General features: G+C 60.3%; 16 protein-coding genes and 1 pseudogene. 6 read left to right on the top strand and 11 right to left on the bottom strand.

The features are described from left to right. The first annotated feature begins 2 nt into the window (after window positions 1-2). Window positions 3-1,505: an efflux transporter outer membrane subunit gene (locus tag KHO23_RS10090; RefSeq protein WP_236066779.1), complete on the top strand. Its 1,503-nt coding sequence runs from the start codon at window positions 3-5 to the stop codon at window positions 1,503-1,505. Window positions 1,506-1,518: 13 nt separating this feature from the next. Here the strand turns inward: KHO23_RS10090 and KHO23_RS10085 are convergent, their stop codons facing one another. Continuing rightward, window positions 1,519-3,171, bottom strand: a complete 1,653-nt coding sequence (locus KHO23_RS10085; RefSeq protein WP_211610876.1) for an FAD-dependent oxidoreductase — start codon at window positions 3,169-3,171, stop codon at window positions 1,519-1,521. 471 nt (window positions 3,172-3,642) lie between these two features. On the opposite strand from KHO23_RS10085, the gene KHO23_RS10080 reads away from it, so the two are divergent. After that, a complete protein-coding gene (locus tag KHO23_RS10080; protein ID WP_236066778.1) occupies window positions 3,643-5,103 on the top strand; it encodes a trypsin-like peptidase domain-containing protein in 1,461 nt (486 codons plus the stop codon). 96 nt (window positions 5,104-5,199) lie between these two features. On the opposite strand, the gene aspA is transcribed toward KHO23_RS10080, so the two are convergent. The 5 genes from aspA to KHO23_RS10055 all read right to left on the bottom strand — a co-directional run bounded on the left by aspA (window position 5,200) and on the right by KHO23_RS10055 (window position 11,930). Beyond that, window positions 5,200-6,624 (bottom strand): aspartate ammonia-lyase, encoded by a 1,425-nt coding sequence (aspA, locus tag KHO23_RS10075; protein WP_211610875.1) that lies wholly within the window; start codon window positions 6,622-6,624, stop codon window positions 5,200-5,202. A 76-nt stretch (window positions 6,625-6,700) separates the two neighbouring features. Continuing rightward, a complete protein-coding gene (locus tag KHO23_RS10070) occupies window positions 6,701-7,858 on the bottom strand; it encodes an asparaginase (RefSeq protein WP_211610874.1) in 1,158 nt (385 codons plus the stop codon). A 207-nt stretch (window positions 7,859-8,065) separates the two neighbouring features. Next, window positions 8,066-9,547, bottom strand: coding sequence for a cysteate racemase (gene cuyB, locus KHO23_RS10065; protein ID WP_211610873.1), 1,482 nt, complete (start codon window positions 9,545-9,547; stop codon window positions 8,066-8,068). Beyond that, on the bottom strand, window positions 9,544-10,833 hold the full coding sequence (locus KHO23_RS10060; protein WP_211610872.1) for a dicarboxylate/amino acid:cation symporter: 1,290 nt from the start codon (window positions 10,831-10,833) through the stop codon (window positions 9,544-9,546). Before KHO23_RS10060 ends, cuyB begins: the two co-directional genes overlap by 4 nt. Before the next feature lie 182 nt (window positions 10,834-11,015). Beyond that, a complete protein-coding gene (locus KHO23_RS10055; RefSeq protein ID WP_211610871.1) occupies window positions 11,016-11,930 on the bottom strand; it encodes a LysR substrate-binding domain-containing protein in 915 nt (304 codons plus the stop codon). 528 nt (window positions 11,931-12,458) lie between these two features. Between KHO23_RS10055 and KHO23_RS10050 the strand changes: the two genes are divergently transcribed. Next, window positions 12,459-12,869 carry a VOC family protein gene (locus KHO23_RS10050; RefSeq protein ID WP_211610870.1) on the top strand — a complete coding sequence of 137 codons (411 nt, stop codon included), beginning with the start codon at window positions 12,459-12,461 and terminating at the stop codon, window positions 12,867-12,869. Window positions 12,870-13,127: 258 nt separating this feature from the next. Here KHO23_RS10050 and KHO23_RS10045 read toward each other — a convergent pair whose 3' ends face one another. Together KHO23_RS10045 and KHO23_RS10040 are read right to left on the bottom strand one after the other, a co-directional pair. Further along, window positions 13,128-13,616 (bottom strand): NUDIX domain-containing protein, encoded by a 489-nt coding sequence (locus KHO23_RS10045; RefSeq protein WP_211610869.1) that lies wholly within the window; start codon window positions 13,614-13,616, stop codon window positions 13,128-13,130. Window positions 13,617-13,909: 293 nt separating this feature from the next. Beyond that, complete coding sequence (locus KHO23_RS10040; RefSeq protein ID WP_211610868.1) at window positions 13,910-14,476, bottom strand: TetR/AcrR family transcriptional regulator; 567 nt, start codon at window positions 14,474-14,476, stop codon at window positions 13,910-13,912. A 217-nt stretch (window positions 14,477-14,693) separates the two neighbouring features. Between KHO23_RS10040 and KHO23_RS10035 the strand changes: the two genes are divergently transcribed. Both KHO23_RS10035 and KHO23_RS35745 read left to right on the top strand, forming a co-directional pair. Continuing rightward, a complete protein-coding gene (locus KHO23_RS10035; RefSeq protein WP_211610867.1) occupies window positions 14,694-15,470 on the top strand; it encodes an SDR family NAD(P)-dependent oxidoreductase in 777 nt (258 codons plus the stop codon). A gap of 204 nt (window positions 15,471-15,674) precedes the next feature. Further along, window positions 15,675-15,761: pseudogene (locus KHO23_RS35745) on the top strand (IS6 family transposase); the annotation flags it as partial. Window positions 15,762-15,833: 72 nt separating this feature from the next. Here the strand turns inward: KHO23_RS35745 and KHO23_RS10030 are convergent. Together KHO23_RS10030 and KHO23_RS10025 are read right to left on the bottom strand one after the other, a co-directional pair. Next, a complete protein-coding gene (locus KHO23_RS10030) occupies window positions 15,834-16,892 on the bottom strand; it encodes a BKACE family enzyme (protein WP_211610866.1) in 1,059 nt (352 codons plus the stop codon). Between the two features lie 35 nt (window positions 16,893-16,927). Next, complete coding sequence (locus KHO23_RS10025; RefSeq protein WP_211610865.1) at window positions 16,928-18,274, bottom strand: MFS transporter; 1,347 nt, start codon at window positions 18,272-18,274, stop codon at window positions 16,928-16,930. A gap of 179 nt (window positions 18,275-18,453) precedes the next feature. Here KHO23_RS10025 and KHO23_RS10020 point away from each other — a divergent pair, with 179 nt between their 5' ends. Then, window positions 18,454-19,488 carry an AraC family transcriptional regulator gene (locus tag KHO23_RS10020; RefSeq protein ID WP_211611164.1) on the top strand — a complete coding sequence of 345 codons (1,035 nt, stop codon included), beginning with the start codon at window positions 18,454-18,456 and terminating at the stop codon, window positions 19,486-19,488. Here the strand turns inward: KHO23_RS10020 and KHO23_RS10015 are convergent. Next, window positions 19,485-20,414: a LysR family transcriptional regulator gene (locus KHO23_RS10015; RefSeq protein ID WP_211610864.1), complete on the bottom strand. Its 930-nt coding sequence runs from the start codon at window positions 20,412-20,414 to the stop codon at window positions 19,485-19,487. The genes KHO23_RS10020 and KHO23_RS10015 overlap by 4 nt on opposite strands. Window positions 20,415-20,436 lie beyond the last annotated feature (22 nt).

Raw genomic sequence — 20,436 nt, 5'->3', positions numbered from 1 at the left:
CCATGAAAAATTCCCGTAACCGCTTTGGGACGCTTCGGCCGCTGGCCGTCGCGACGCTGGCCCTGCTGGCCGGCGGCTGCACGGTCGGCCCGGACTACCACCGGCCGCAAGTCAACGTGCCCGCCACCTATTCGGAATTGCCGGGCTGGACGCAAGCCGAGCCCGCGGCGGAGAAACCGAAAGGCGACTGGTGGACGGCATTCAACGATCCGCTGATCGACCAGCTCGAACCGCTGGTGTCGGTGTCGAACCAGACCGTGCGCGCGGACTACGCGAACTATCAGGAAGCGCTGGCGGAAGTGCGGGTGGCGCATGCCAGCCTGTTTCCGACCATCGGCGTAACCGGTTCGGGCACCAAGGCGCGCAGCTCGGTCGGCAATGCCGCGCGCGTGGTCAACTCGGGTTCGCTGGAGGGCAACGTGAGCTGGGCGCCTGACCTGTGGGGCCAGGTGCGGCGCACGATCGAAGAAAACGCCGCGACGGCGCAATCGAGCGAAGCGACGCTCGCCAATGCGACGCTCTCCGAGCAGGTGGCGCTCGCCACGGCGATCATCGAACTACGCATCAGCGACGCCAATATCGACCTTCTGCAGAGGACGGTCGTGGCCTACCAGCACTTTCTGGACGTCGTGTCCGACCAGGACCAGGCGGGCACCATCCCCCCGTCCGACTTGATCACGGCCCGCACCCAGCTCGAGACGGCGCAGTCCAACCTGATCGCGCTCGGCGTGGCGCGCGCTCAAGACGCGCACGCGATCGCCGTGTTGGTGGGCAAGAATCCGGAAGAGCTATCGATTACGCACAGCACCACGATGCCGACGCTGCCTGGCGTGCCCGTCGGCGTGCCGTCAACGCTGCTCGAACGCCGGCCCGACATCGCCGTCGCCGAGCGCAAGATGGCGACGCAAAACGCGGCGATCGGCGTGGCGGTGTCGGCGTATTACCCGGACATTTCCCTCTCCGGGCTGGCCGGCCTCACGCAGTCGCCGTTGTCCGGTCTGTTCAACGTGGCCAACTACGTCTGGTCGCTGGGCGGCAGCGCCACCGAAACGCTTTTCGACGGCGGCTTGCGCAGCGCCGACGTCGACGTGGCGAAGGCGGCCTACGACGCGGCCGTCGCCAACTACCGGGGCACCGTGTTGACGGCGTTCCAGAACGTCGAAAACGACTTGAGCGGGTTGCGAATCCTGGCCGAGCAATCGGTCGTCCTGGAGGCGGCTGTAAAAGACGCAACCCGTGGCGCCGAGATCGCGTTCAACGAGTATCAGGCCGGCACGGTGGACTACACGACGGTGGCGACCGCGCAGGCTACGCAGTTGAGCACTCAGCAGACCGCGCTGAATGTTCAGGAGACACGCCTGCTGGACACGGCGTCGCTATTCGGCGATCTGGGCGGCGGCTGGTCGGCGGACCAGTTGCATGATCCGCGGCATCCGGAGAGGCAGGTAGCGCCCGCGCAGACGGGAGATTCGGCGGCGGCGGGCGCTGATGTGAAGGTGCAGTGAACCGCACGCCGTGCTAGCTGGCGTCGTGCTGCAGATATTTGTGGGCGAACGCGATCGCCATGCTGCCCTCACCGACCGCTGAAGCGACGCGCTTGACCGGGCTCAATCGCACATCCCCACAGGCAAACACGCCGGGAACACTCGATTCGAGGAGGTAGGGATCCCGGCTATGGGACCAGCGTCCTGCCTTAACGACGTCGTCACCGGTGAGAACATATCCGCGCCCATCGCGCGCGATTTCCGCCGGCAACCACTCGGTCTGCGCATCGGCGCCAATGAACACGAACAATCCACCACTGTCGTGCCGACGTACTTCTGCGCTCAGTCCATCGCGCACATCGATCGCTGTCAGATGGGTATCGCCGTGTGCGCCGACAACTTCCGATCGCAGTTGCACCGCTACGTTCGACTTCTCGCGAAGCTGCTCGACAAGGTAGCGGGACATGCTCTTCTCAATCGAATCGCCTCGCAAGACAAGCGTAACCGTGCGTGCATGATTGGCAAAGTACAAAGCGGCCTGGCCGGCCGAGTTTCCACCACCGATCAGATAGACGTCGAGTCCGTGAGTAGCACTCGCCTCGCTGCGTGACGCGCCGTAGTAAATGCCTTTACCAATAAACCGGTCGAAGCCGTCGATCGCGAGGCGGCGCCACGTGACGCCAGTCGCGAGAATGATCGTTCGCGCCCGGATGACGTCGCCTCCGTCGAGGTGGATGCAACGCCCGGCGACATCGATTCGATCGACAGACCGTGTCACCAGAATCTCTGCACCGAGCCGCCTTGCCTGCTGCAGTGCACGGCTCGCCAGTTCGTCGCCCGACACACCGTTGGGGAAGCCGAGGTAATTCTCGATACGTGAGGAGGTTCCGGCCTGCCCGCCTGGCGCTTCGCGCTCCAGCACCACAGTACGCAAGCCTTCCGACGCACCGTACACGGCAGCAGCGAGACCGGCCGGCCCGCCCCCTATGATCACCGTGTCGTATTCGGCCAGGCGGGGCTGCGTCTGCAGACCCAGCAACCCAGCAAGCTCGCGTGTCGCAGGTCGGCTCAGCACCGTCCCGTCGACCAGCCGCAGCACCGGGCAATCCTCCTCTGGCGGGCAGGTTCCAGGCCAGCGCGCCGCCAGTTCGGGCGCATCCGGTGTCATCCAGTCGTAGCTGATCTGGTTGCGTGCGAGGAACTGCCGCAACGCGGTACAAGCGTTGTCCCAGCGACTTCCAATCATGGTCACGCGGGGCTTGGGCGGCTCGGCGGAGAGGCCTTGCAGCCCGCCGATGCGCTCGCGCGCAAGGGTGCCCATCCTGAACGCAATCTCTGGCGACGCGGCAGCAAGTACGTAGTAACGCTGAGCATCCACGCGCATGACACGCGACGGCTCCACGGCCCGATAGGCGCCTGGAAACGGCGAACTCAGCGCGAGCGGTACTTCTCCAAAAATGGTTCCGGGCAGACGCCAGCCCAGCGTGCGCTCGATACCGTCGAACGTCTTGATGACTTCCAGCTTGCCGGCCAGAACGGCATACAGCGCGCGCTCTCCACCTTCATGTACCGCGAATTCACCCGCACACAGATGCAGGTCCGCCGAACTGTGCGCGAGATGCTCCAGTTCGTCGTCAGCGAGTGTTGAAAACAGGGGAATCGCCCGGATGTCGTCGATCGTCAGCATGGCTTCGTCCAAACGGGCAATTGAGGTGAAGTTCGGTTCCAATGGCTTCAGGTCGTCCTGGCCAGAAGAACTTGCGCAAGGAGACGGTTCGGCCACTGGCGTTCGACCCGAGGCGGGCACATCGCCGTTGGTCTTCCCGCACCGAGCGCATCAATACGGCTCGAAGTTATGCGAACGCATACCACAACCGCGCGGGAGACAGCAGGCAGACCGAGCCAGTATATGACTTTCGGACGCGAACGTTTATTCGCTGGAGCCACCTCCCCGGTCCAAGCGCGGCGATCGCGTTCGTTCGATACAAACGCTCGTTTCGGCGGGGCTCTGAGCCCGTCGCAACGGTCCCCCAGGAATAGCGCTACCTGCATTTTTTCTGTTGCTCCGCTATAAATCATAGTAGGCGAGGGGTACGCATTTTCGCACCGGCGCTTCACGCGCCCGGCCCGGATATAACACCCGCCGCGGAGGCGCACCGTGTTTGACCGGACTCTTGCTCGAAGCCTGTTCCACGCTGCCGTGATAGCTGCGTCTATCTCTCTCTATCCTTGCCTGCAACCGATGGCGAACGCCGCGGGTACGGCTTCGCTGCCGGCGAAGGAAAAGCGGATCGCGCCGGCGAACGCTTCAGCACCGGTCGATTTTCCGACCATCGTTCAGCGCTACGGACCTGCCGTTGTGAATATCAGCGCGACTTCCCCGGAGCAGGAATCGTCGCAGACGCCCCTGCCGGCAATCGATGCTGACGATCCGCTTCTATCATTCGTCAAGCGCATGGTGCCGCGATCGCAGGCCTCTCAGGACAGTTCGCCACGCGCCATCACGGGTACCGGCTCTGGTTTCATTGTGAGCCCCGACGGCCTCATTCTGACCACCGCTCATGTGGTGGATCAAGCCGACCAGGTGACGGTCAGACTGACCGATCGACGTGAATTCAAAGCGAAGGTCCTGGCGGTCGACACTCAGAGCGACGTCGCGGTCATTCAGGTCGATGCCACGAAGCTTCCGACCGTCAAACTCGGGGACTCGTCGCGGGTACGCGTCGGTGAGCCGGTTCTGACGATCGGGTCGCCCGACAGCTTCCAGAACACGGTGACCGCTGGCATTGTCAACGCCATCTCTCGTACGCTCCCGGACGGGAGCAGTTTTCCGTTTTTTCAAACCGATGTCGCGGCCAACCCGGACAACTCCGGTGGCCCGCTGTTCAACCGTGCAGGCGAAGTGATCGGCATCGACGTGCAGACTTATGCGGACTCAGACATGCACCCGAGCCTGACCTTCGCCATTCCGATCAACATGGCGGCCAAGGTGCGATCGCAGGTACTAGCCCTGCGCGCGACATCGCCGGGTGGCCTTGGCGTGGAGGTGCAGGACGTCGGACCCGGGTTGGCGGTGGCCTTCGGTCTGCCGCGCCCGGCAGGCGCGCTGGTCAATTCTGTCGCGCCCGGCACACCGGCCGCGTCGAGCGGGCTCAAGCCAGGTGACGTCATCATCCAGATCGGCGACAAGACGATTGATCGCTCGGCCGAACTCGGCGAGACTGCCAGCGATCTGCTACCCGGGACGAAAACCACACTCAAGCTGATCCGCAATCGAAGGCTGATGACGACGACGGTCATGGTCGGCGCGTCCGCGGAAAGCCCCCCACCTCGACAAACCGATGGCGGCGCAACGGATCGCCTGGGCCTGGTCATGCATCCGCTGAGTGAGGATGAGCGGCGCGCCCGTGACCTTCCCGTAGGTCTGATGGTGGACGGGGTCGATGGTCCGGCGGCAAGCGCCGGCATTCAGCCCGGCGATATCGTTCTTTCGCTCAATGGCACGCTGGTCGAAACGCAGTCGGAAGTGGCCTCGCTGGAAGCAAAGGCAGGCAAGGAGATCGCGGTGCTCATACAGCGCAACAACGCACGCAGCTTTGTTTCAGTCAAGCCTAGATGAAAAGCCCGGCGTGGGCAGCATGGGTGTCGCGGGAAAACGCTACGACGACTTGCCGATTACACGCCGGTGCCGGTGCAGGTGCCGGTGATCGTGGCGCTACTTCGGCGGGATATGAAGCGGCGTGGGCTGCGTGAGTACCTCTGGCTTGAGGATCTCGTCGAGTTGTTGCCTGGACAGCAGTCCCCGCTCGAGCACGATGTCGTAGACGCGTCCGCCCGTGGCATGGGCTTCCATCGCGACAGATGTCGCGTTGGCGTAGCCGATGTACGGATTGAGCGCCGTCACGATACCGATCGAGTTCTCGACCGACGCGCGCAAGCGAGCCTCGTTGGCGGTAATTCCTTTGACGCAGCGCTCGGCGAGTGTCAGGCAGCCGTTGCGCAGGTGCGTCACGCTCTTGAACAGGCTGTGCGCGATGATCGGCTCGAAAGCATTCAACTGGAGCTGACCGGCCTCGGCCGCGAAACTTACGGTGACATCGTTGCCGATGACCTCGAATGCAATTTGATTCACTACCTCCGGGATAACCGGGTTGACCTTTCCCGGCATGATGCTCGAGCCAGCCTGCATGGGCGGGAGGTTGATCTCCCCAAGACCCGCGCGTGGACCACTGGAAAGCAGACGCAAATCGTTGCAGGTTTTCGAGAGCTTCACTGCCACGCGCTTGAGCACGCCGGACAACTGAACGAAAGCGCCACAGTCCTGCGTCGCTTCTACGAGGTTGGGTGCCGTGACAAGCGGAATACCCGTAATTTCTTTGAGGTGCTTCAGGATCAGCGGTGCGTAATCGGGGTGCGCGGTAATGCCCGTTCCGATCGCCGTCGCGCCCATGTTGATTTCGCAGATCAGCAAAGCCGCCTCTCGAAGCCGTTCCTCATCCTCTCCGAGCATCACCGCGTAGGTGCTGAACTCCTGACCGAGCGTCATCGGCACGGCATCCTGCAATTGCGTACGCCCCATTTTCAGAACGTCCTTGAACTCCAGCGCCTTTGCTTCAAAAGCGTGTCGCAAAACAGACATTGCCTCGATGAGACCGAGGATGCCGAACCAGGTCGCGACTTTCAGGGCCGATGGGTACACATCGTTAGTGCTCTGGCCGATGTTGACCTGTTCGTTCGGATGCAAGTATTGGTATTCGCCCTTCTTCTTCCCCAACAGTTCCAGCGCGCGGTTGGCGATGACCTCGTTGGCGTTCATGTTGGTCGAGGTCCCGGCGCCGCCTTGAATCACGTCAACCACAAACTGATCATGCAGCCTGCCTCTCAGCAATTCAGCGCAGGCACCGACGATCGCCTCACAACGCGCCTTGTCGAGCAGACCCAGTTCATGATTCGCCTGTGCGGCGGCCTGCTTGATGCACGCCAGTGCCTTGATCAGCTCCGGGTATACGGAGATCGGTGATCCGGTAATTGGAAAATTTTCCAGCGCACGGAGCGTGTGAACGCCATAGTAGACGTCAGCGGGAACTTCACGATCGCCAAGCAGATCATGTTCGGTTCTAAAGAAAGTTTCGGCAGCCATGGACATGCTCCTCAAGCGGAAATGGAGTTGATTAGGGTTGAAGACAGCCGTTGAACAGCACGCCCAGGCCCCACAGTCAGAAGGTGCCGGAGAAGGCCTGCTGGACCTTGCCGGGGTTCGTTATGCCGTTTGCGATGAGTAACTGGGTGAGCAACCGCGCCTTTTGCGGATTCAGATCGAGTGAGACGACGAAGCCGCGCTTGTCGTCTTCGACCTCCACGTTTCTGTTGACGAACCCAGACATCACACGCGTCGAGCGAACAACCACAATACCCTTTTTCGCCGCCCGGTCGAGGGCATCCAGCGCTTCCCTGGAGGCATCGCCATCACCCTCGCCCGCCAGTACGATACCCTTTGCTCCATCCGCAATAGCATGGTCAATCTGGACTCCATCCATGTTGCTGTGCGCATAAACGATTTCTACGCGCGGTAGGCGACCATTCGTTGGCAGGCTAAAGGCATCACGTGTCGATGCAAGCACAGGTGCAACAAAACGAATGCTCGCCGGGTCGACATAGCCAATCACACCCGCGTTCGGCGAAGCAAACGTCTGCACGGCCGTCGTGTTGGTCTTGGTAATCCAGCGTGGTGCGTGAATCTGGTCATTCATGACCACCATCACACCCCGACCTCGGGATTTCGGACTCGCTGCGACTTCCACCGCTTCGTAAAGATTGTTGGGCCCATCCGCGCTCGTCGATCCGTCCGGTCGCATTGATCCGACAAGGACCACCGGTTTGTCCGAGCGCACAACGTTTTGTAGAAAGAACGCCGTTTCTTCCATCGTATCCGTGCCGTGGGTGATCACGATCCCATCGGCTTCGTTTCGATCGAAAGCCTCCTGGATTCGGTGCGCAAGCCGCAACCAGATCTCGTCGTTCATATCCTGCGACCCGACATTGGATATCTGCTCGGAGTTGATGCTTGCGAGTTTTTCAATGCCCGGAACTGCCCGAACCAGTTCCTGGCCCTTGACGTTTCCCGAGTTGTAGCCAATAGCTGAACGTGGGTCAGTTGTGCCGGCAATCGTGCCGCCGGTTGCCAGAACAAGGATCCGGGGCGATCCGGCTGCCGGACTCCCCGCCGCAGGGGCTGCCGCCTTATCCGATGTTGTGTCCGCAGCCCACACGCTGGCGCCATATAAGGAACCGGCGCAGATGAGAAGCGCAGCGGCAACCGTTGTGCTTGACCTGCGCAGACAGGCAGCCTGCTGAAGGGTAGTCTTGATGTTCATATTCCGTCTCCTAAAAGTATTTAACCGCGCAAAAAGGACGCCACCTATGATCGCCATCATTTAGTACTACTTTTATATTGGCGCCCACGTTCTACTCGATAGGTTCGGCAAAGATCAATGGACCCACGTGGGTGTCCAATGTCTCCGCCGAACATTGTTACCCTGCCTTCGTTGCGTATGCCGCGTTAGTCAGCAAGCGTGACCGGGTTAGTCTGCTGAGCGGGCAATCGGCCGTTCCGCTGCCGCCGTCGCGAAAGCCACGCATTGCTGTGCAAGGACATCGGTCGGATCGACCAGACTGACGCGTGTGCCTGTCGTGCCTACGAAACTACTTTGTGGCAATAAGAGCGGTAACTCGGTACAACCCAGTATGATGACCTCGACGCCTTCCGCAATGAGTCCGTCAATTGCAGCGGAGATATCGTCGAGACATTGCCCGGTGGTAAATCCCGCTTTCACCCCTTCCTTGCCGTAGATCGCTTCCATCACCCGGGCCTGCAATTCCACGCCAGGCACGATTTGCCGCAGCCCTTCTGATTCCAGGGCTTTCTCGTAGACGCCGCTTGCGATCGTCCCCGAGGTTGCCAGCACGCCAACCGAGGAAAGCAGCGGGAACATCTCCCGGAGATGGCGGACCGTCACCGTCAGCATATTGACGATCGGTATGCCCAGATACGGTTGAATGCGTTCTACGAATGCATGAGCGGTGTTACACGGAATAGCGATGAGGTCCGCGTCGCCCGACTCGAGCTTCTTACAGGTCGCGTAAAGCGAAATAGTCGGGTCGGGCCCGTCACCAATCAAGTTTTCCGTGCGGTCGGGAATCTGGGGATTCTGTTCGATCAAAAGCCTGATATGGTCCTGATCGCGATTCGCCGGCGTGTTGCGTACGATCTTCTGCATGAAGTCCACCGTAGCCGCAGGCCCAACCCCACCGACTACGCCCACCTTGAAAATGGATTCGGGCAAAACGTAATCGCCCGCTAGCACGTATTGCGCATATGCAAGATTCGAATCGATCAGTGGCACTCGGAAAGGGCCCATTTCTTCAGCCACGAGTGCAATCTCCGTCAGACCCGGCACAATGATATTTGCACCTTGCGCGATGAGGTCCTCGCACGCCTCACGCAGAAGATCGACGGGCCGGCCACACAGGTTTCCGCTCTTGACGCCGTCAATCCCGTAGACAGCTTCGGTGACGAGATCGACGCCGTCATGTGGGCGGGGGTGAATAACCTCAAATTCCGGCACCGCGAAATACTTTTCAAATAACCCTTTTCGACGGGTGTAGTCCGAAGTCAGCACGCCGATTCGCCGGGCAGTCGGAAACTTCCTTCGAACATGGCTGCGGATCGCCTCGACCATATCGACTATCTGCAGGGACGAGTTGGCCTTCAGTTCATCGATAAACGTGTGACTGAGGAAGCACGGGAGTACCACAGTCGTCACCCCCCTCGTTTCGAAGCCACGAATCATGTCGAAAATGTAGAGCTTCCGTTGAGTCGTCGCTTCGCCACCACTAGCCGCGCCTCGGAAGGGATGCTGCTCGAAAATGACGTCGACGTGCTCCGCGTCGCTCGACGCGGGCGTCGATTTGACGAGCTTGAAAAAGACGTCCGCGCTTGCCAGCGGACCCAGGCCGCCCACGACGCCGAATTTTTTCCCGCCGAGCACACCTGCGCCGATCATTTTGTTTCGCCTCGCAGTTGGCCCAAGGCAATGCTGCTCTCTCCATCGTTCAGCTTGACGAGCCGCTTCACTTCCCACTTTGCAATGACAGCCGTCGCGATACTGTTACCAATCACGTTCGTGGCAGTTCGCCCCATATCGAGAATCTGATCAATGGCGAGAATCAGTACCACACCAGACGGCGGGAGGTGAAACATCGGGGCAACAGCAGCGACCACCACCACGGATCCTCTTGCGACACCTGCCATTCCCTTGCTGCTCAACATAAGGACGAGCAACATCATGATTTGCGTGCTTATCGGCATGTCGATGCCGAATGCCTGCGCAATAAAAATCGCGGCAAACGCCTGGTACATCATCGATCCGTCGAGATTGAACGCGTAGCCGAGCGGCAACGTAAAGCCAACGACCTTCTTGTCAATACCGAACGCTTCAAGCTTCTCGGTGAGACGCGGATAAGCGGCCTCACTGCTCGCGGTCGAAAAGGCGAGCATTGCGGGTTCCCGTACAGCCCTGAGCAACTTCCAGATCGATTTCCCCAAAAAGACGTGACCCACGAGGATGAGGGCAATCCACAGCAGGACGAGACCGAGGTAGAAGCTACCGACGAGCTTTCCGTACGTGGTTAGGACATCCAGGCCGTTCACCGTAATCGCAGATGCAAGGGCGCCGAAAACACCGATGGGTGCGAGTCGCATCACATAGTCGGTCAGCTTCAGCATGGCCGGTACGAGCGCATCGATGGCGGCGATCAGCGGTGTGACGCGCGGGTCCTTTTTGATGGCACTCAGGACGACGCCAAACAGGACGGAAAAGACGAGAATTTGCAGGATGTCATTTCGAGCCATCGCATCGATGATGCTGGAAGGAAACGCATGCGTGACGAAGTCCTTGAAGTTCAGACCCGCGGTGTTGAGACCGGTGGCTACATCGGAACTGGTCTGCGTCATATGCAAACCGGCGCCGGGCTGCAACGCATTCGCAAGGACGAGGCCAAGCGCGAGCGAGCAAAGCGAGGCGCACACGAACCATCCCACCGACCTGAACCCGATTCTGCGCACGTCGCTCGTCCCTTCCATTCCGGCGAGCCCGGACACCAGCGTGGCGAAGACGAGCGACGCGATAATCATCTTCACAAGGTGCAGGAAGATATCGGTGATGATCGAGAAGTACCCTGCGATTGCCTTCGCTTCTGCAGCACCGTCGACACTCCGATGGCACACGTAACCGACCATGACGCCGAGCGCCATGCCGACCAGAATATAGAACGTTAGGCGGTTTTTCATTTCCATCAGTCCGAGGATTGCGCACAAAGGTCTAAAGTGACCACGGTACGCTGGCAGGAGGCAAAAACGTCGTTAGCGGGGCGACGTTTCTGTGTATGGGACGGATGATAGAGATGATCGAAAAAGGCTCAATGCGGGTCCTGCATGGGGATATGCGAAACTCGCATAACGCGGGATAACCCCTAATCGGCGGCCGGCGACGCGGCGCGAAGATGGCGCCAAAGCGTGTCTAAAAACTCATTACGGTTCGAGGCATCGCGGTAGACACGAAGTTCGACTTCAAGATTCCATGCGTCCCGGCCCGCCGGAACCAGTTCGCCCGCGTCGAGCTCGGCGACAATCGAGCTTTTTGGAAGCCACGCGACTCCCTCGCCTTCCAGGACCAGTTTCTTGAGAACCTCGGCCATGTCGGACTCGTAATGAGGCCGCAAGGCTGGGGTTGCATCGACCCGGCTCAGGAGGACTGCGAGGCAGCGGCCGAAATAGCTGGTTTCCGTATACGAAATCAACGGCAATGAGTGGCTCGCCGTTCCTGGCAACCGGAACGCGGGCGCGCCACGAGGGTTTGGCCGGCAGACAGGCATCAGCACATCGACGCCTACGGTGAGATGCTCGTACCTGATCGGATCGAGATGGAGAGGCAGCTCCGGGTGATGATAGGCAAACATCAGTTCGCAGTTGCCGTTCACGAGCATCAGGATGGAGTCGTGGACATTGGTCGGTATCACCCGGGCGCGTACCTCCCCGAAACGGGCAGTGAGCGCCTTTAACCAGGCAGGCAGGAAACTTAGCGCGATCGTATGGCCCGCTGCAATCTGCAAGCCTTTGCCCGCCATGCGTTGGTCAATACGAATGATAGATCGCGTATCAAACAGCTTTCCCAGTATCTCTACCGCCGCCTCCCGAAACAGTTGTCCGGCCGGCGTCAGCGTGGGAGGGAAGCTGCTGCGGTCAACGAGATCCGCGCCAACCCACTGCTCAAGTGACTGAATGCGCCTGCTGAATCCCGACTGCGTGACATTCCGAAATTCCGCCGCCCGCGAGAAGCTCTGATACTGCGAGAGCGCGATGAAGTCCTCAATCCACTTGATTTCCATGTCGGATCCATATTATGTGCGGCGATGGAGCGTGCCTCGAAGCGATGGTGTGATTCTACGCTGGCGGATGTCTCGGACACGTCGTGAAACGCGTCCGATTTCAAGTCGATACGCGGCCTTATGTTTGTTCAGCGGCAACGCCGAGCGCGCGAGCGCATAGCCTGCCCGGCGAAAGTAGCGAGCGCGTGAAGCGGGCAACCTTTAGATAGTCCTGGGTGCGCCGTGCCGATGGTTCGAGACTTGTGTCATTCTCGCGGGGAATCGAAAGGGAAAATTGATTGATGTGTATTCCGAATTAAAAATCGCTGCAAAGGAACCCGATTGGATTCCGAAAAATTAACCAATAAACTTCCAGGCTTGATACTTGATAACCCTATATCTTCCTTGCTGACGTACCGACGCAGAAATTGGCTCCCAATCGGCGATCAACGGTGCCCAGAGCGTTCTCATCCGCGCTTCATTGGCCGTTGCGGACATCCGGCGCTCGGAGGACAATGCCCTTGCGAATCTCTTCCGAGGCTACGCAATATGGCTAAATTTCAGCCTGACGGATGGCATACGGTCACGCCCCGAATCGTCGTGCAGGATCCGGAAAACCTGATCACATTCATCAAGATGGTGTTTCGGGCACAGGGCGAATTCCGTCACGGACTGCCTGCCGAAATCATGATCGGCGATTCCGTCGTGATGGTTAGCGGCGGAGACGGCCTTCGCGATCCAATGCCGGCATTTCTGTATGTCTACGTTGAGGATGCCGATTCGACCTTCCAGCGGGCGATTGCGGCGAATGCGATCTCGCTCGAAGTTCCAACCGACATGCCATACGGCGACAGGCGAGCGATGGTAAGAGATCCGTGGGGAAACACATGGCAAATTGCCACACATCAGCGCGACCTCCCGGCTGACGAGATCCGGTCAAGGTTGGGCAACGACGGATAGGCAGAGGTATTTGGCACTTTGCAATGCACCTGGTTTTCGCCTTGGGCGACAGGCTGTCGGCAATTTAGCCCGCCGCTCGACCGTCCGCTCGTGGCCGACAATGGTCTGTTGACTGCTGCGCTCTCTGCATTGCCCAAGATCCTCATCGCGTTGCCGGTGCTTTCCAGGTGTCTCTTTTCGACGCACACGGGTGGGGACCGACCGGCTGCTTTCCCGTCACCAGGACCCGTCGAGATGTCCCGCAAGGAAAAGTGCCAACTAACAGCGGCGATCTTTGCGGAGATACGCAGCGACCGCCCCTGTCAGCGCGATGCCGTGCAATTCCTCCGGCGACGCCAGATGCGCGGCGATAATCTCACGATTATCTAGCCGCAGCTCGGGCATGCAATCGAGGTGCAGTTCAAAGAAATGCACCCGGTCTCTTCGCCCGTCCCAAATGCCGCAGGCGCTGCCCGCAGGGAGTAATGTGTGCGGCGACAGGCCAATCTCCTCCTCCATCTCGCGCTGCGCCGCTGCGTCAGGCGTCTCACCGGGCCGGACACTACCACCGGGAAAATTCCACTCGGCCCGGTACGATGACTGCACAAGCAATAGCGCCCGCCCGACGTAGATTGCTACTAGTGCGCCCTCATGGCGAGGCCGTCGAAGGTACCACCAGGCGCGAGCGAACCAGAATCCGAGGCGAAGCGCCATGCGCCAGACAGAGTCGATCAGCGTAACCGGCCGCACTCGCTCAAGGCTCGGCATGAGGTCTCTCCTTTCCTTTCATGGTCAGAGGATATTCCGGGTCGCCGCGTCAGTGCGGCTTAGGTCATTCAGCGTCTTTCACGCCACTGCCTGGAAACCGTAGTTTAGCCAGCGGCCGCTCTCGCTCGGGAGAGCGATTGTCAATCATGACCGACTATGTCACAGGGAATCGATGAGCGCATTAAAAGGCTGAACACCTTCAAAGTGAAGTTGCGCGAGCGGGACCGCACGCACGACCAAACGGTGCGGACGGAGGTCAATAAAGAAACGGCTTGGGCGCGCAGAGAGATTGCTCAGCTTTTCATGACCAGCGCGAGCGAAGCGGAGAGAATCGATTTCGCCAGTTTGTCGTCGTCAACGGCGCGCGCAAGCGTAATAGCCCCCACGATGGTCGCGACGATACCCAGGCCAGCGTCTTTGCTATCGCTAGATGCGGCTTGCGTTATTCTTGACGCCAGTTTGCGCACGTAACCTGTAAGCAATTCCCTGACGTCCGGATTCGCATGCCGCGCTTCCCCGGCGAGCGCGCACAGCGCACATCCATTGCCAGGATTCCTCACATGACGCTCATTGAGGAAAACCTCGGCAATAGACTGCAGAGGCGTTTCCCCACGCTTTCCCGAACTGGTTACGTGAGACGCAATGCGCTTCTCGCTCTGACTAACCGCGTGCTCGAGCGCCTCCAGGATCAACGCATCACGCGACGAAAAATGGCCGTAAAACGCGCCGTGCGTAAGCCCCGCGCTGCGCATACAGTCGGCGACGCCGAGCGCCTCGATGCCGTCTTCGCGAATCTGTCGTGACGCGTTTTCCAGAACCCGCTGCCTGCTCTCAGCCTTTTGTGCCTGCGAATAACCCATTTTTTGCCTCATCACGCTTGACAATCTGCATGATGCGCATAATACTGAATTTCTGCATGATGATCAACATACAGAATGAGGTGTTGACGATGCTCATGCCAGTTCGGATGCAGCGTCTGTCCTGCGCTGCTTAACAGGGATTCTTTGCGAGATTTTCGCGCCGCCAGCAGGGGCGGCTTTGGACGTGATCTCGCGGCGTAATACACAGGAGAAGGCTATGCGTTTTACTGGAAAGACAGCGCTCGTCACTGGCGGCAACAGTGGCATTGGCTTTACTGCGGCGCAGCTTTTGATCGCCGAGGGCGCCCGTGTTGCGATCACCGGCCGCGATCGCGCGAAACTGGATCAGGCAGTATCCGAGCTCGGCGAAAACGCGCTTGGCATTCAGGCCGATCTTGATGATGAAACCGCAATCGAGTCGATGTTCAAGCAGATCCAGGCAGCATTCGGGTCCCTCGACATCGTGTTCGCCAACGCCGGAATCTCCGGTCCGACGCCGCTCGGCGGCACGACCGCTGCTGCATTCGAAGCGATTCTTCGCACCAATCTCACCGCTGTTTTTCTCACGGTTCAATCGGCCCTGCCGTTGATGAGCGCCGGAGGGTCGATCGTATTGAACGGTTCCGTGATGCGCGAGTTGGGCTCGCCCGGGTCGGCCGCCTATTCCGCAACGAAGGCGGGCGTTACCGGCATGGCAAAGGTGTTTGCGTCCGAACTCGTGCAGCGTGGCATTCGCGTCAACACCGTGATTCCCGGCGGCACGCGCACACCGATCTGGACGCGCGGCGCACGGGCCGGCGCAACGCTCGACGGGACCGAAGAAGCGTTCGCGCCGCGCATTCCGATGGCTCGCCTCGCGACACCAGAAGAAGTTGCCAAGGCCGTGCTGTTCCTCGCGTCCGACGATGCATCGGGAATCACGGCGGCGGAAATCGTCGTCGACGGCGGCACGATCGGTGCGCCGTGGGGTGCACCTTTGTTCCGCAAGGGGTGAAGGCGCTCGACTTTCCGGTAGCGGGTCGACCAGCTTAGGACAGCGACGCGCAGTCCTAAGCTGCCGGCTAGTTTGCTATCGCCCGAGCATCCGACGCTAGCAAACTACGCAACGCGGCGGGACCGTTCCTTCGCCACGATCTCCTCGATGGAGGCGATGGCTCGGCGTTGTCTCGTTGTTGGGATAGTCGCGTGAGATCGCGCGATGAAGAATGCAACACCGCTCTATCACGGCCACCGCTTTCTAACGGCCGTCATCAGCAGCGCTGTGCGCTGGTATTTTCGGTTTCAGTGATGGCAAGAGTCTCGCCAATGCCATTTCCTGATCACGACCCGCTACGCCGATTGTCATTTTCACACTCGTTCAGACGGCCTTGCGCAGGAAGCCCTGATTACCACCGTTGCGATTAGGCGCGAAGCCGTTGGCCAGCAGAGTCTCTTCCGCCGTGTCGTAGAACACGCCGATCTTGCTGATTTCGCGCGCCTCCTGGGCGGTAGCCACCTCGCGGCCGAACTCGCGCGAAATGCGCACCAGTTGCTCGATCTGCTCGACTGTGCTCATCTTCTTCGTGCGCGCCTGGTTCCAGAGACAGTCTTCGGTGCCGCAGCGCACGTGCAGGCCCAGCGCAATGCCCATCATGTTGACCGGCAGTACGTTGCGCACTGAGCTCTCTACTGTCAGCACTGCGCCGTCCGGCGTAGCGCGCACAAAGTTGGCCAGGTTGTAGATATTCGGTGCGTCCATACCGCCGCTGATCGCCACCCAGTTCATGACCAGCGGGCCCTTATAGATGCCGCGCCGAATCAACCGCTCCACCGACTCGAAGCTGTTGATGTTGTAGCACTGGAAAGCGCTCTGAATGCCGGCTTCGCTCAGGCGTCGAATGTGCTCCTCGGCCCAGCCGGGCTGAGCCGGCACCGTCATCTCCTTGTAGGCGTTGAAGATCGCGGGATTTTCTCTCGACGTGCCCTCGAAATCCGCCAGCTCCGCATGTTCGGTGACGTTCATCTGCGAGGTGTTGATCGTCACCGTGACCTGGTCGGGCTTGGGATCGAGCTCGGCCAGCATGTGGCGCGTGTCGTCACTCAGCCATTTGGCTGCGGCGCCTTCGGTCTCCGGCGCGAAGCTGATCGAGCCGCCCACCTGGATGATCATCTCGGGCACGCGGGCGCGTACGCCAGCGATCAGCTCGTTGAACTTCGACAGGCGCTTGCTGCCCTTGCCGTCCAGTTCGCGCACGTGCAGGTGCAGCACAGTGGCGCCGGCGTTATAGCAATCCACGGCCTTCTGGATCTGCTGCTCCATCGTGACCGGGATGTCCTCAGGAAAGTCGGAGGGCAGCCATCCTGGGGCATAGGGCGCGGCCGTGATGATCAGGGGTTGCTGGTTTTCTGGGTAGAGGGAACCGTCGAGAAAGTTCATGCCGCGTCTCCAAAGGCAGGTTGGAAGTAAGGTAGTCAGACCGCAGCGCCGGTGCTCAGGGTGCCGGTGAGGGCTGGCGCCACGTCCAGTTTCACATCGGAGATCCTGGCCGCATCCGCGTCGTAACTGCGCATTGCGATGACAAAAAACACCGCGGCCAATACGCTGCACAGAGGAATGAATGTCAGTGCGTGCTGCAAACCCCATTGGTCGGACAGGACACCCGCCAAAAACGGACCGACGGCCAGGCCAAATACGTTTTGAAACAGGGAAAGTACGGCCGCGCCGGTAGAGCGCACACCGGGGTGAATGACGTCCATGGCAACGCCGGCGACCACACCGACGGTGCAGTTCATGAAAAAGGCGCCAAGAATGATCAGCTTGAACTGCGTATCACCCGTGTATGTGCCGCCAAACGCCACCACGAAGATCGCCGATGTGACCACGCACAGGACGGACAGCGCGGGCAGCTTGTTGCGCGGTGTGCGAACTGCCAGGCGCCCTACCACGATGCCCCAGAACGTGCAGCTAAAGGCGCCGACCAATACCACCGCCGCCGCGGCCTTGCCTGCCGCCTCCGGGGCCATGCCGTGGAAGCGGTTCAGGTAGCTGGGCAGCCACGACCAGATGGCCGACACCGTAATCAGTTCTGCCGCCGCTCCGGCACAGAGCCACAGCAGTGTGCGCGTGCGCGCGAGCGTGCCAAAGATGTGCTTGAGCGTCCCACCCAGGGACTGGGTCACCTGCTTCGAGGCTGGCGTCAGCGCCACCGTCTTGTAGTCGCGCACGAGCAGATAAAGCAGTGCCAGCACGAGCCCAGGTACGCCGACCACACCAAAGGCGGCCTTCCAGCCCCACCTGGCCGCGATCATGCCCCCCAACACCACGCCCAGCACTGAACCCAGCGATGGAGCAGCGAAGAAGGCGCCGAGCACGGCGCTGCGCAAGCGCTTGGGAAACAGTGTCGAGATCAGGGCCGCTCCGACTGAACCGTAGCCGGTTTCACCCACCCCCACCATCGCACGCGCCGCGAACAATTGACTGAAATTGGCCGTGAACATGCACGAGATAGTGGCGAGGCTCCATGCGATCGCCATCACCACGATGCTCTTCACACGGCCCATTCGGTCGGCCACCAGCGCCACCGGCAATCCGCCCGCCCCCACCACGATGGAAATGATGGAAACCAGGGAACCCAACTGTTTGTCACTCAGATGCCATTCGCTCTTGATGTGGGGAAATAGCGAGACGATGACCTGTCGGTCGATAAAATCGAACATCATGAGCGCGAAGGTCAACGCAAATGCAAACCAGGCTTGCCGTCTGCTCGTCAGGTAGTCGTCGTTGTTACCGGCCTCCGGGCCATCGGGTATCACGTTCATGCTTGTCTCCTGATATTTTTTGAAATACCGGCCACGGCCCTGACGCTTCGCGTGTTCAGACGGTCCGGTTATCGATCGGACTCGTCAAGCTTGGTAGTGTGGGTGTGATGGGTTTCCCCCGCTTGACATTACATGACACGGACTTATCATTTTGTGCCAGTCTTCCATTCAGTTTTCCGATGTCGACACTTGTCCGCGCTGCGAGCTTAACCAACTACAACGAGGTCGCTCGTGCAGCCGGACTGGACCCGGTGCGGATGCTTCTTGACGCGGGCTTAAGTCCGGGCGTGCTGCGCGATCCGGACCTCATGATTCCGGTCGAGCGTGTCGGACAACTGCTTCAGGCGTCCGCTACTCTGTCAGGCAACGAGAGTTTCGGACTGTGCATGGCCGAGTCGCGCCTCTTGTCCAACCTTGGGGCCGTAGGCTTGCTGATCCGCGACCAGGCGACGCTGCGCGACTCGCTCAACATGCTGATGCGCTACCAGTCCTTGCTCAACGGTGCGCTGTCACTGGCAGTCGAGGAATGCGGCGAACTGGTCATCATTCGCGAGGTGGTCATTGCTGGCCGTGCGCATCAACCCACGCGCCAAAGGGTTGAACTGGCGCTGGGCGTCATGGTGCGGTTGATACGCCAACTCCTCAAGCCCGACTGGCAGCCGCGGCGCGTATGCTTCGAACATCCGGCGCCGCGCGACGCTAGTACACACCAACGATTTTTTGGCGGTTGCGTCGAGTTCGACTATGACTTCAACTGCATCATCTGCGCGAAGGACGATCTCGACGCACGCAACCCGTCAGCCGATCCGGCGATGGTGCGCTACGCGCAGCAGTTGCTGGACGCGTCTGTCTTGTCGCAGCAGGCGACCATGCTTGAGGACGTGCGGCGCACGATCCTGCTGTTGTTACCCAGTGGACGGTGCGGCATCGAACAGGTGGCCGAGCACCTCGGCGTGGTGGGCCGCACGGTCCAGCGCCGGCTGGCGGAACAGGGGCAGAGCTTTTCGTCGATCGTCAACGACGTCCGCAAGGAACTGAGCACGCGTCATGTCATCGAGAGCGATCGTCCGTTGACCGAGGTGGCGACTCTGCTCGGTTTTTCCGCGCCGAGCGCATTCTCCCGGTGGTATCACGGGCAATTCGGTTGCAGCGCCAAAGAGAGCCGCGCGACGCGCGGCGCAGTACGCGGCCAGACGACACACGAGGCTCGCTAACGCGTCGTGCGGCGCGTCCCTTGGCGCTTCGCGAGGCCGCCGTATGACAGCGCTGTATCGATGAACCCCCGCACGCAAGGCGAATGCTCGCGAACACGATACGCCACTGCGATTTCGACCTGGTCTTCGAAGTCGCTTAAAGGTTTGAACACCACGCCGGGTTGAGCGAATCCCTGGATGGATTGAGGCACAAGGGCTACGCCATAGCCCGCCGACGCCATACTGACCGCGGTAATGAAATCGTTGACCCGATACGCCGGTTGCGCATCGAACCCACCGACGCGGCCGAGTCTGGCGAGATCTTCCGCGAAGCCGGCAGCCTCATTGAACTGCGGCGCAATGAATGACAACTCCCGCAACTGGGAAGCCTTCACGGCTTTCACACGCGACAGCGGGCTGTCCGCCGGTAGAGCAATCAGCAGGCGTTCGCGCTGAACGACTTTGGCTGTGACTCCATCGGGATAGTGCGGGCGGGGCCGAATGAAACCGACATCGATGGTCCCGTCCGACAAACGTTCCAGTTGCGTCGGTGTTTCCATCGCCACGATGTGCATGCGGACGTCCGGGCTCGCCATCCTGAATGTCCTGAGCGTATCGGGCAGCAGCCCGGTCGTCACGGCCGAGCCGATATAGCCCAGCGCAACGTGACCTGCTTCTCCTCTTGCTACCAGACGCCCGACGCGGTCGGCGCGCTCCAGTTGCCGCAAGGCCGCCTTGGCTTCGACCAGAAAAACGTCCCCCGCATCGGTCAGCGTGATCGCCGCGCGTTTGTTGCGGTTGAGCAGCCGTACGCCGAGATCGGTTTCGAGCCTCTTGATCTGCTGGCTGAGCACCGATTGGGCGATATCGAGCCGGTCGGCTGTGCGAGCGAAGTGCAAATCTTCGGCCAATGCGACGAACAGTTTGACTTGCCGGCTATCGATCATCTTTAATCTCAATCTACGAATA

The organism is Paraburkholderia haematera (genome assembly GCF_905220975.1).
Lineage (GTDB): Bacteria > Pseudomonadota > Gammaproteobacteria > Burkholderiales > Burkholderiaceae > Paraburkholderia > Paraburkholderia haematera.
This window is presented reverse-complemented; position numbering and strand designations above follow the sequence as displayed.

What these genes read in the sequence shown, in the direction of transcription:
- KHO23_RS10090 (WP_236066779.1), top strand. Translation starts at nt 3, where the DNA reads ATGAAAAATTCCCGTAACCGCTTTGGGACGCTTCGGCCGCTGGCCGTC.
- KHO23_RS10085 (WP_211610876.1), bottom strand. Translation starts at nt 3,171, where the DNA reads ATGCTGACGATCGACGACATCCGGGCGATTCCCCTGTTTTCAACACTC.
- aspA (WP_211610875.1), bottom strand. Translation starts at nt 6,624, where the DNA reads ATGGCTGCCGAAACTTTCTTTAGAACCGAACATGATCTGCTTGGCGAT.
- KHO23_RS10070 (WP_211610874.1), bottom strand. Translation starts at nt 7,858, where the DNA reads ATGAACATCAAGACTACCCTTCAGCAGGCTGCCTGTCTGCGCAGGTCA.
- cuyB (WP_211610873.1), bottom strand. Translation starts at nt 9,547, where the DNA reads ATGATCGGCGCAGGTGTGCTCGGCGGGAAAAAATTCGGCGTCGTGGGC.
- KHO23_RS10060 (WP_211610872.1), bottom strand. Translation starts at nt 10,833, where the DNA reads ATGAAAAACCGCCTAACGTTCTATATTCTGGTCGGCATGGCGCTCGGC.
- KHO23_RS10055 (WP_211610871.1), bottom strand. Translation starts at nt 11,930, where the DNA reads ATGGAAATCAAGTGGATTGAGGACTTCATCGCGCTCTCGCAGTATCAG.
- KHO23_RS10050 (WP_211610870.1), top strand. Translation starts at nt 12,459, where the DNA reads ATGGCTAAATTTCAGCCTGACGGATGGCATACGGTCACGCCCCGAATC.
- KHO23_RS10045 (WP_211610869.1), bottom strand. Translation starts at nt 13,616, where the DNA reads ATGCCGAGCCTTGAGCGAGTGCGGCCGGTTACGCTGATCGACTCTGTC.
- KHO23_RS10040 (WP_211610868.1), bottom strand. Translation starts at nt 14,476, where the DNA reads ATGGGTTATTCGCAGGCACAAAAGGCTGAGAGCAGGCAGCGGGTTCTG.
- KHO23_RS10035 (WP_211610867.1), top strand. Translation starts at nt 14,694, where the DNA reads ATGCGTTTTACTGGAAAGACAGCGCTCGTCACTGGCGGCAACAGTGGC.
- KHO23_RS10030 (WP_211610866.1), bottom strand. Translation starts at nt 16,892, where the DNA reads ATGAACTTTCTCGACGGTTCCCTCTACCCAGAAAACCAGCAACCCCTG.
- KHO23_RS10025 (WP_211610865.1), bottom strand. Translation starts at nt 18,274, where the DNA reads ATGAACGTGATACCCGATGGCCCGGAGGCCGGTAACAACGACGACTAC.
- KHO23_RS10020 (WP_211611164.1), top strand. Translation starts at nt 18,454, where the DNA reads ATGTCGACACTTGTCCGCGCTGCGAGCTTAACCAACTACAACGAGGTC.
- KHO23_RS10015 (WP_211610864.1), bottom strand. Translation starts at nt 20,414, where the DNA reads ATGATCGATAGCCGGCAAGTCAAACTGTTCGTCGCATTGGCCGAAGAT.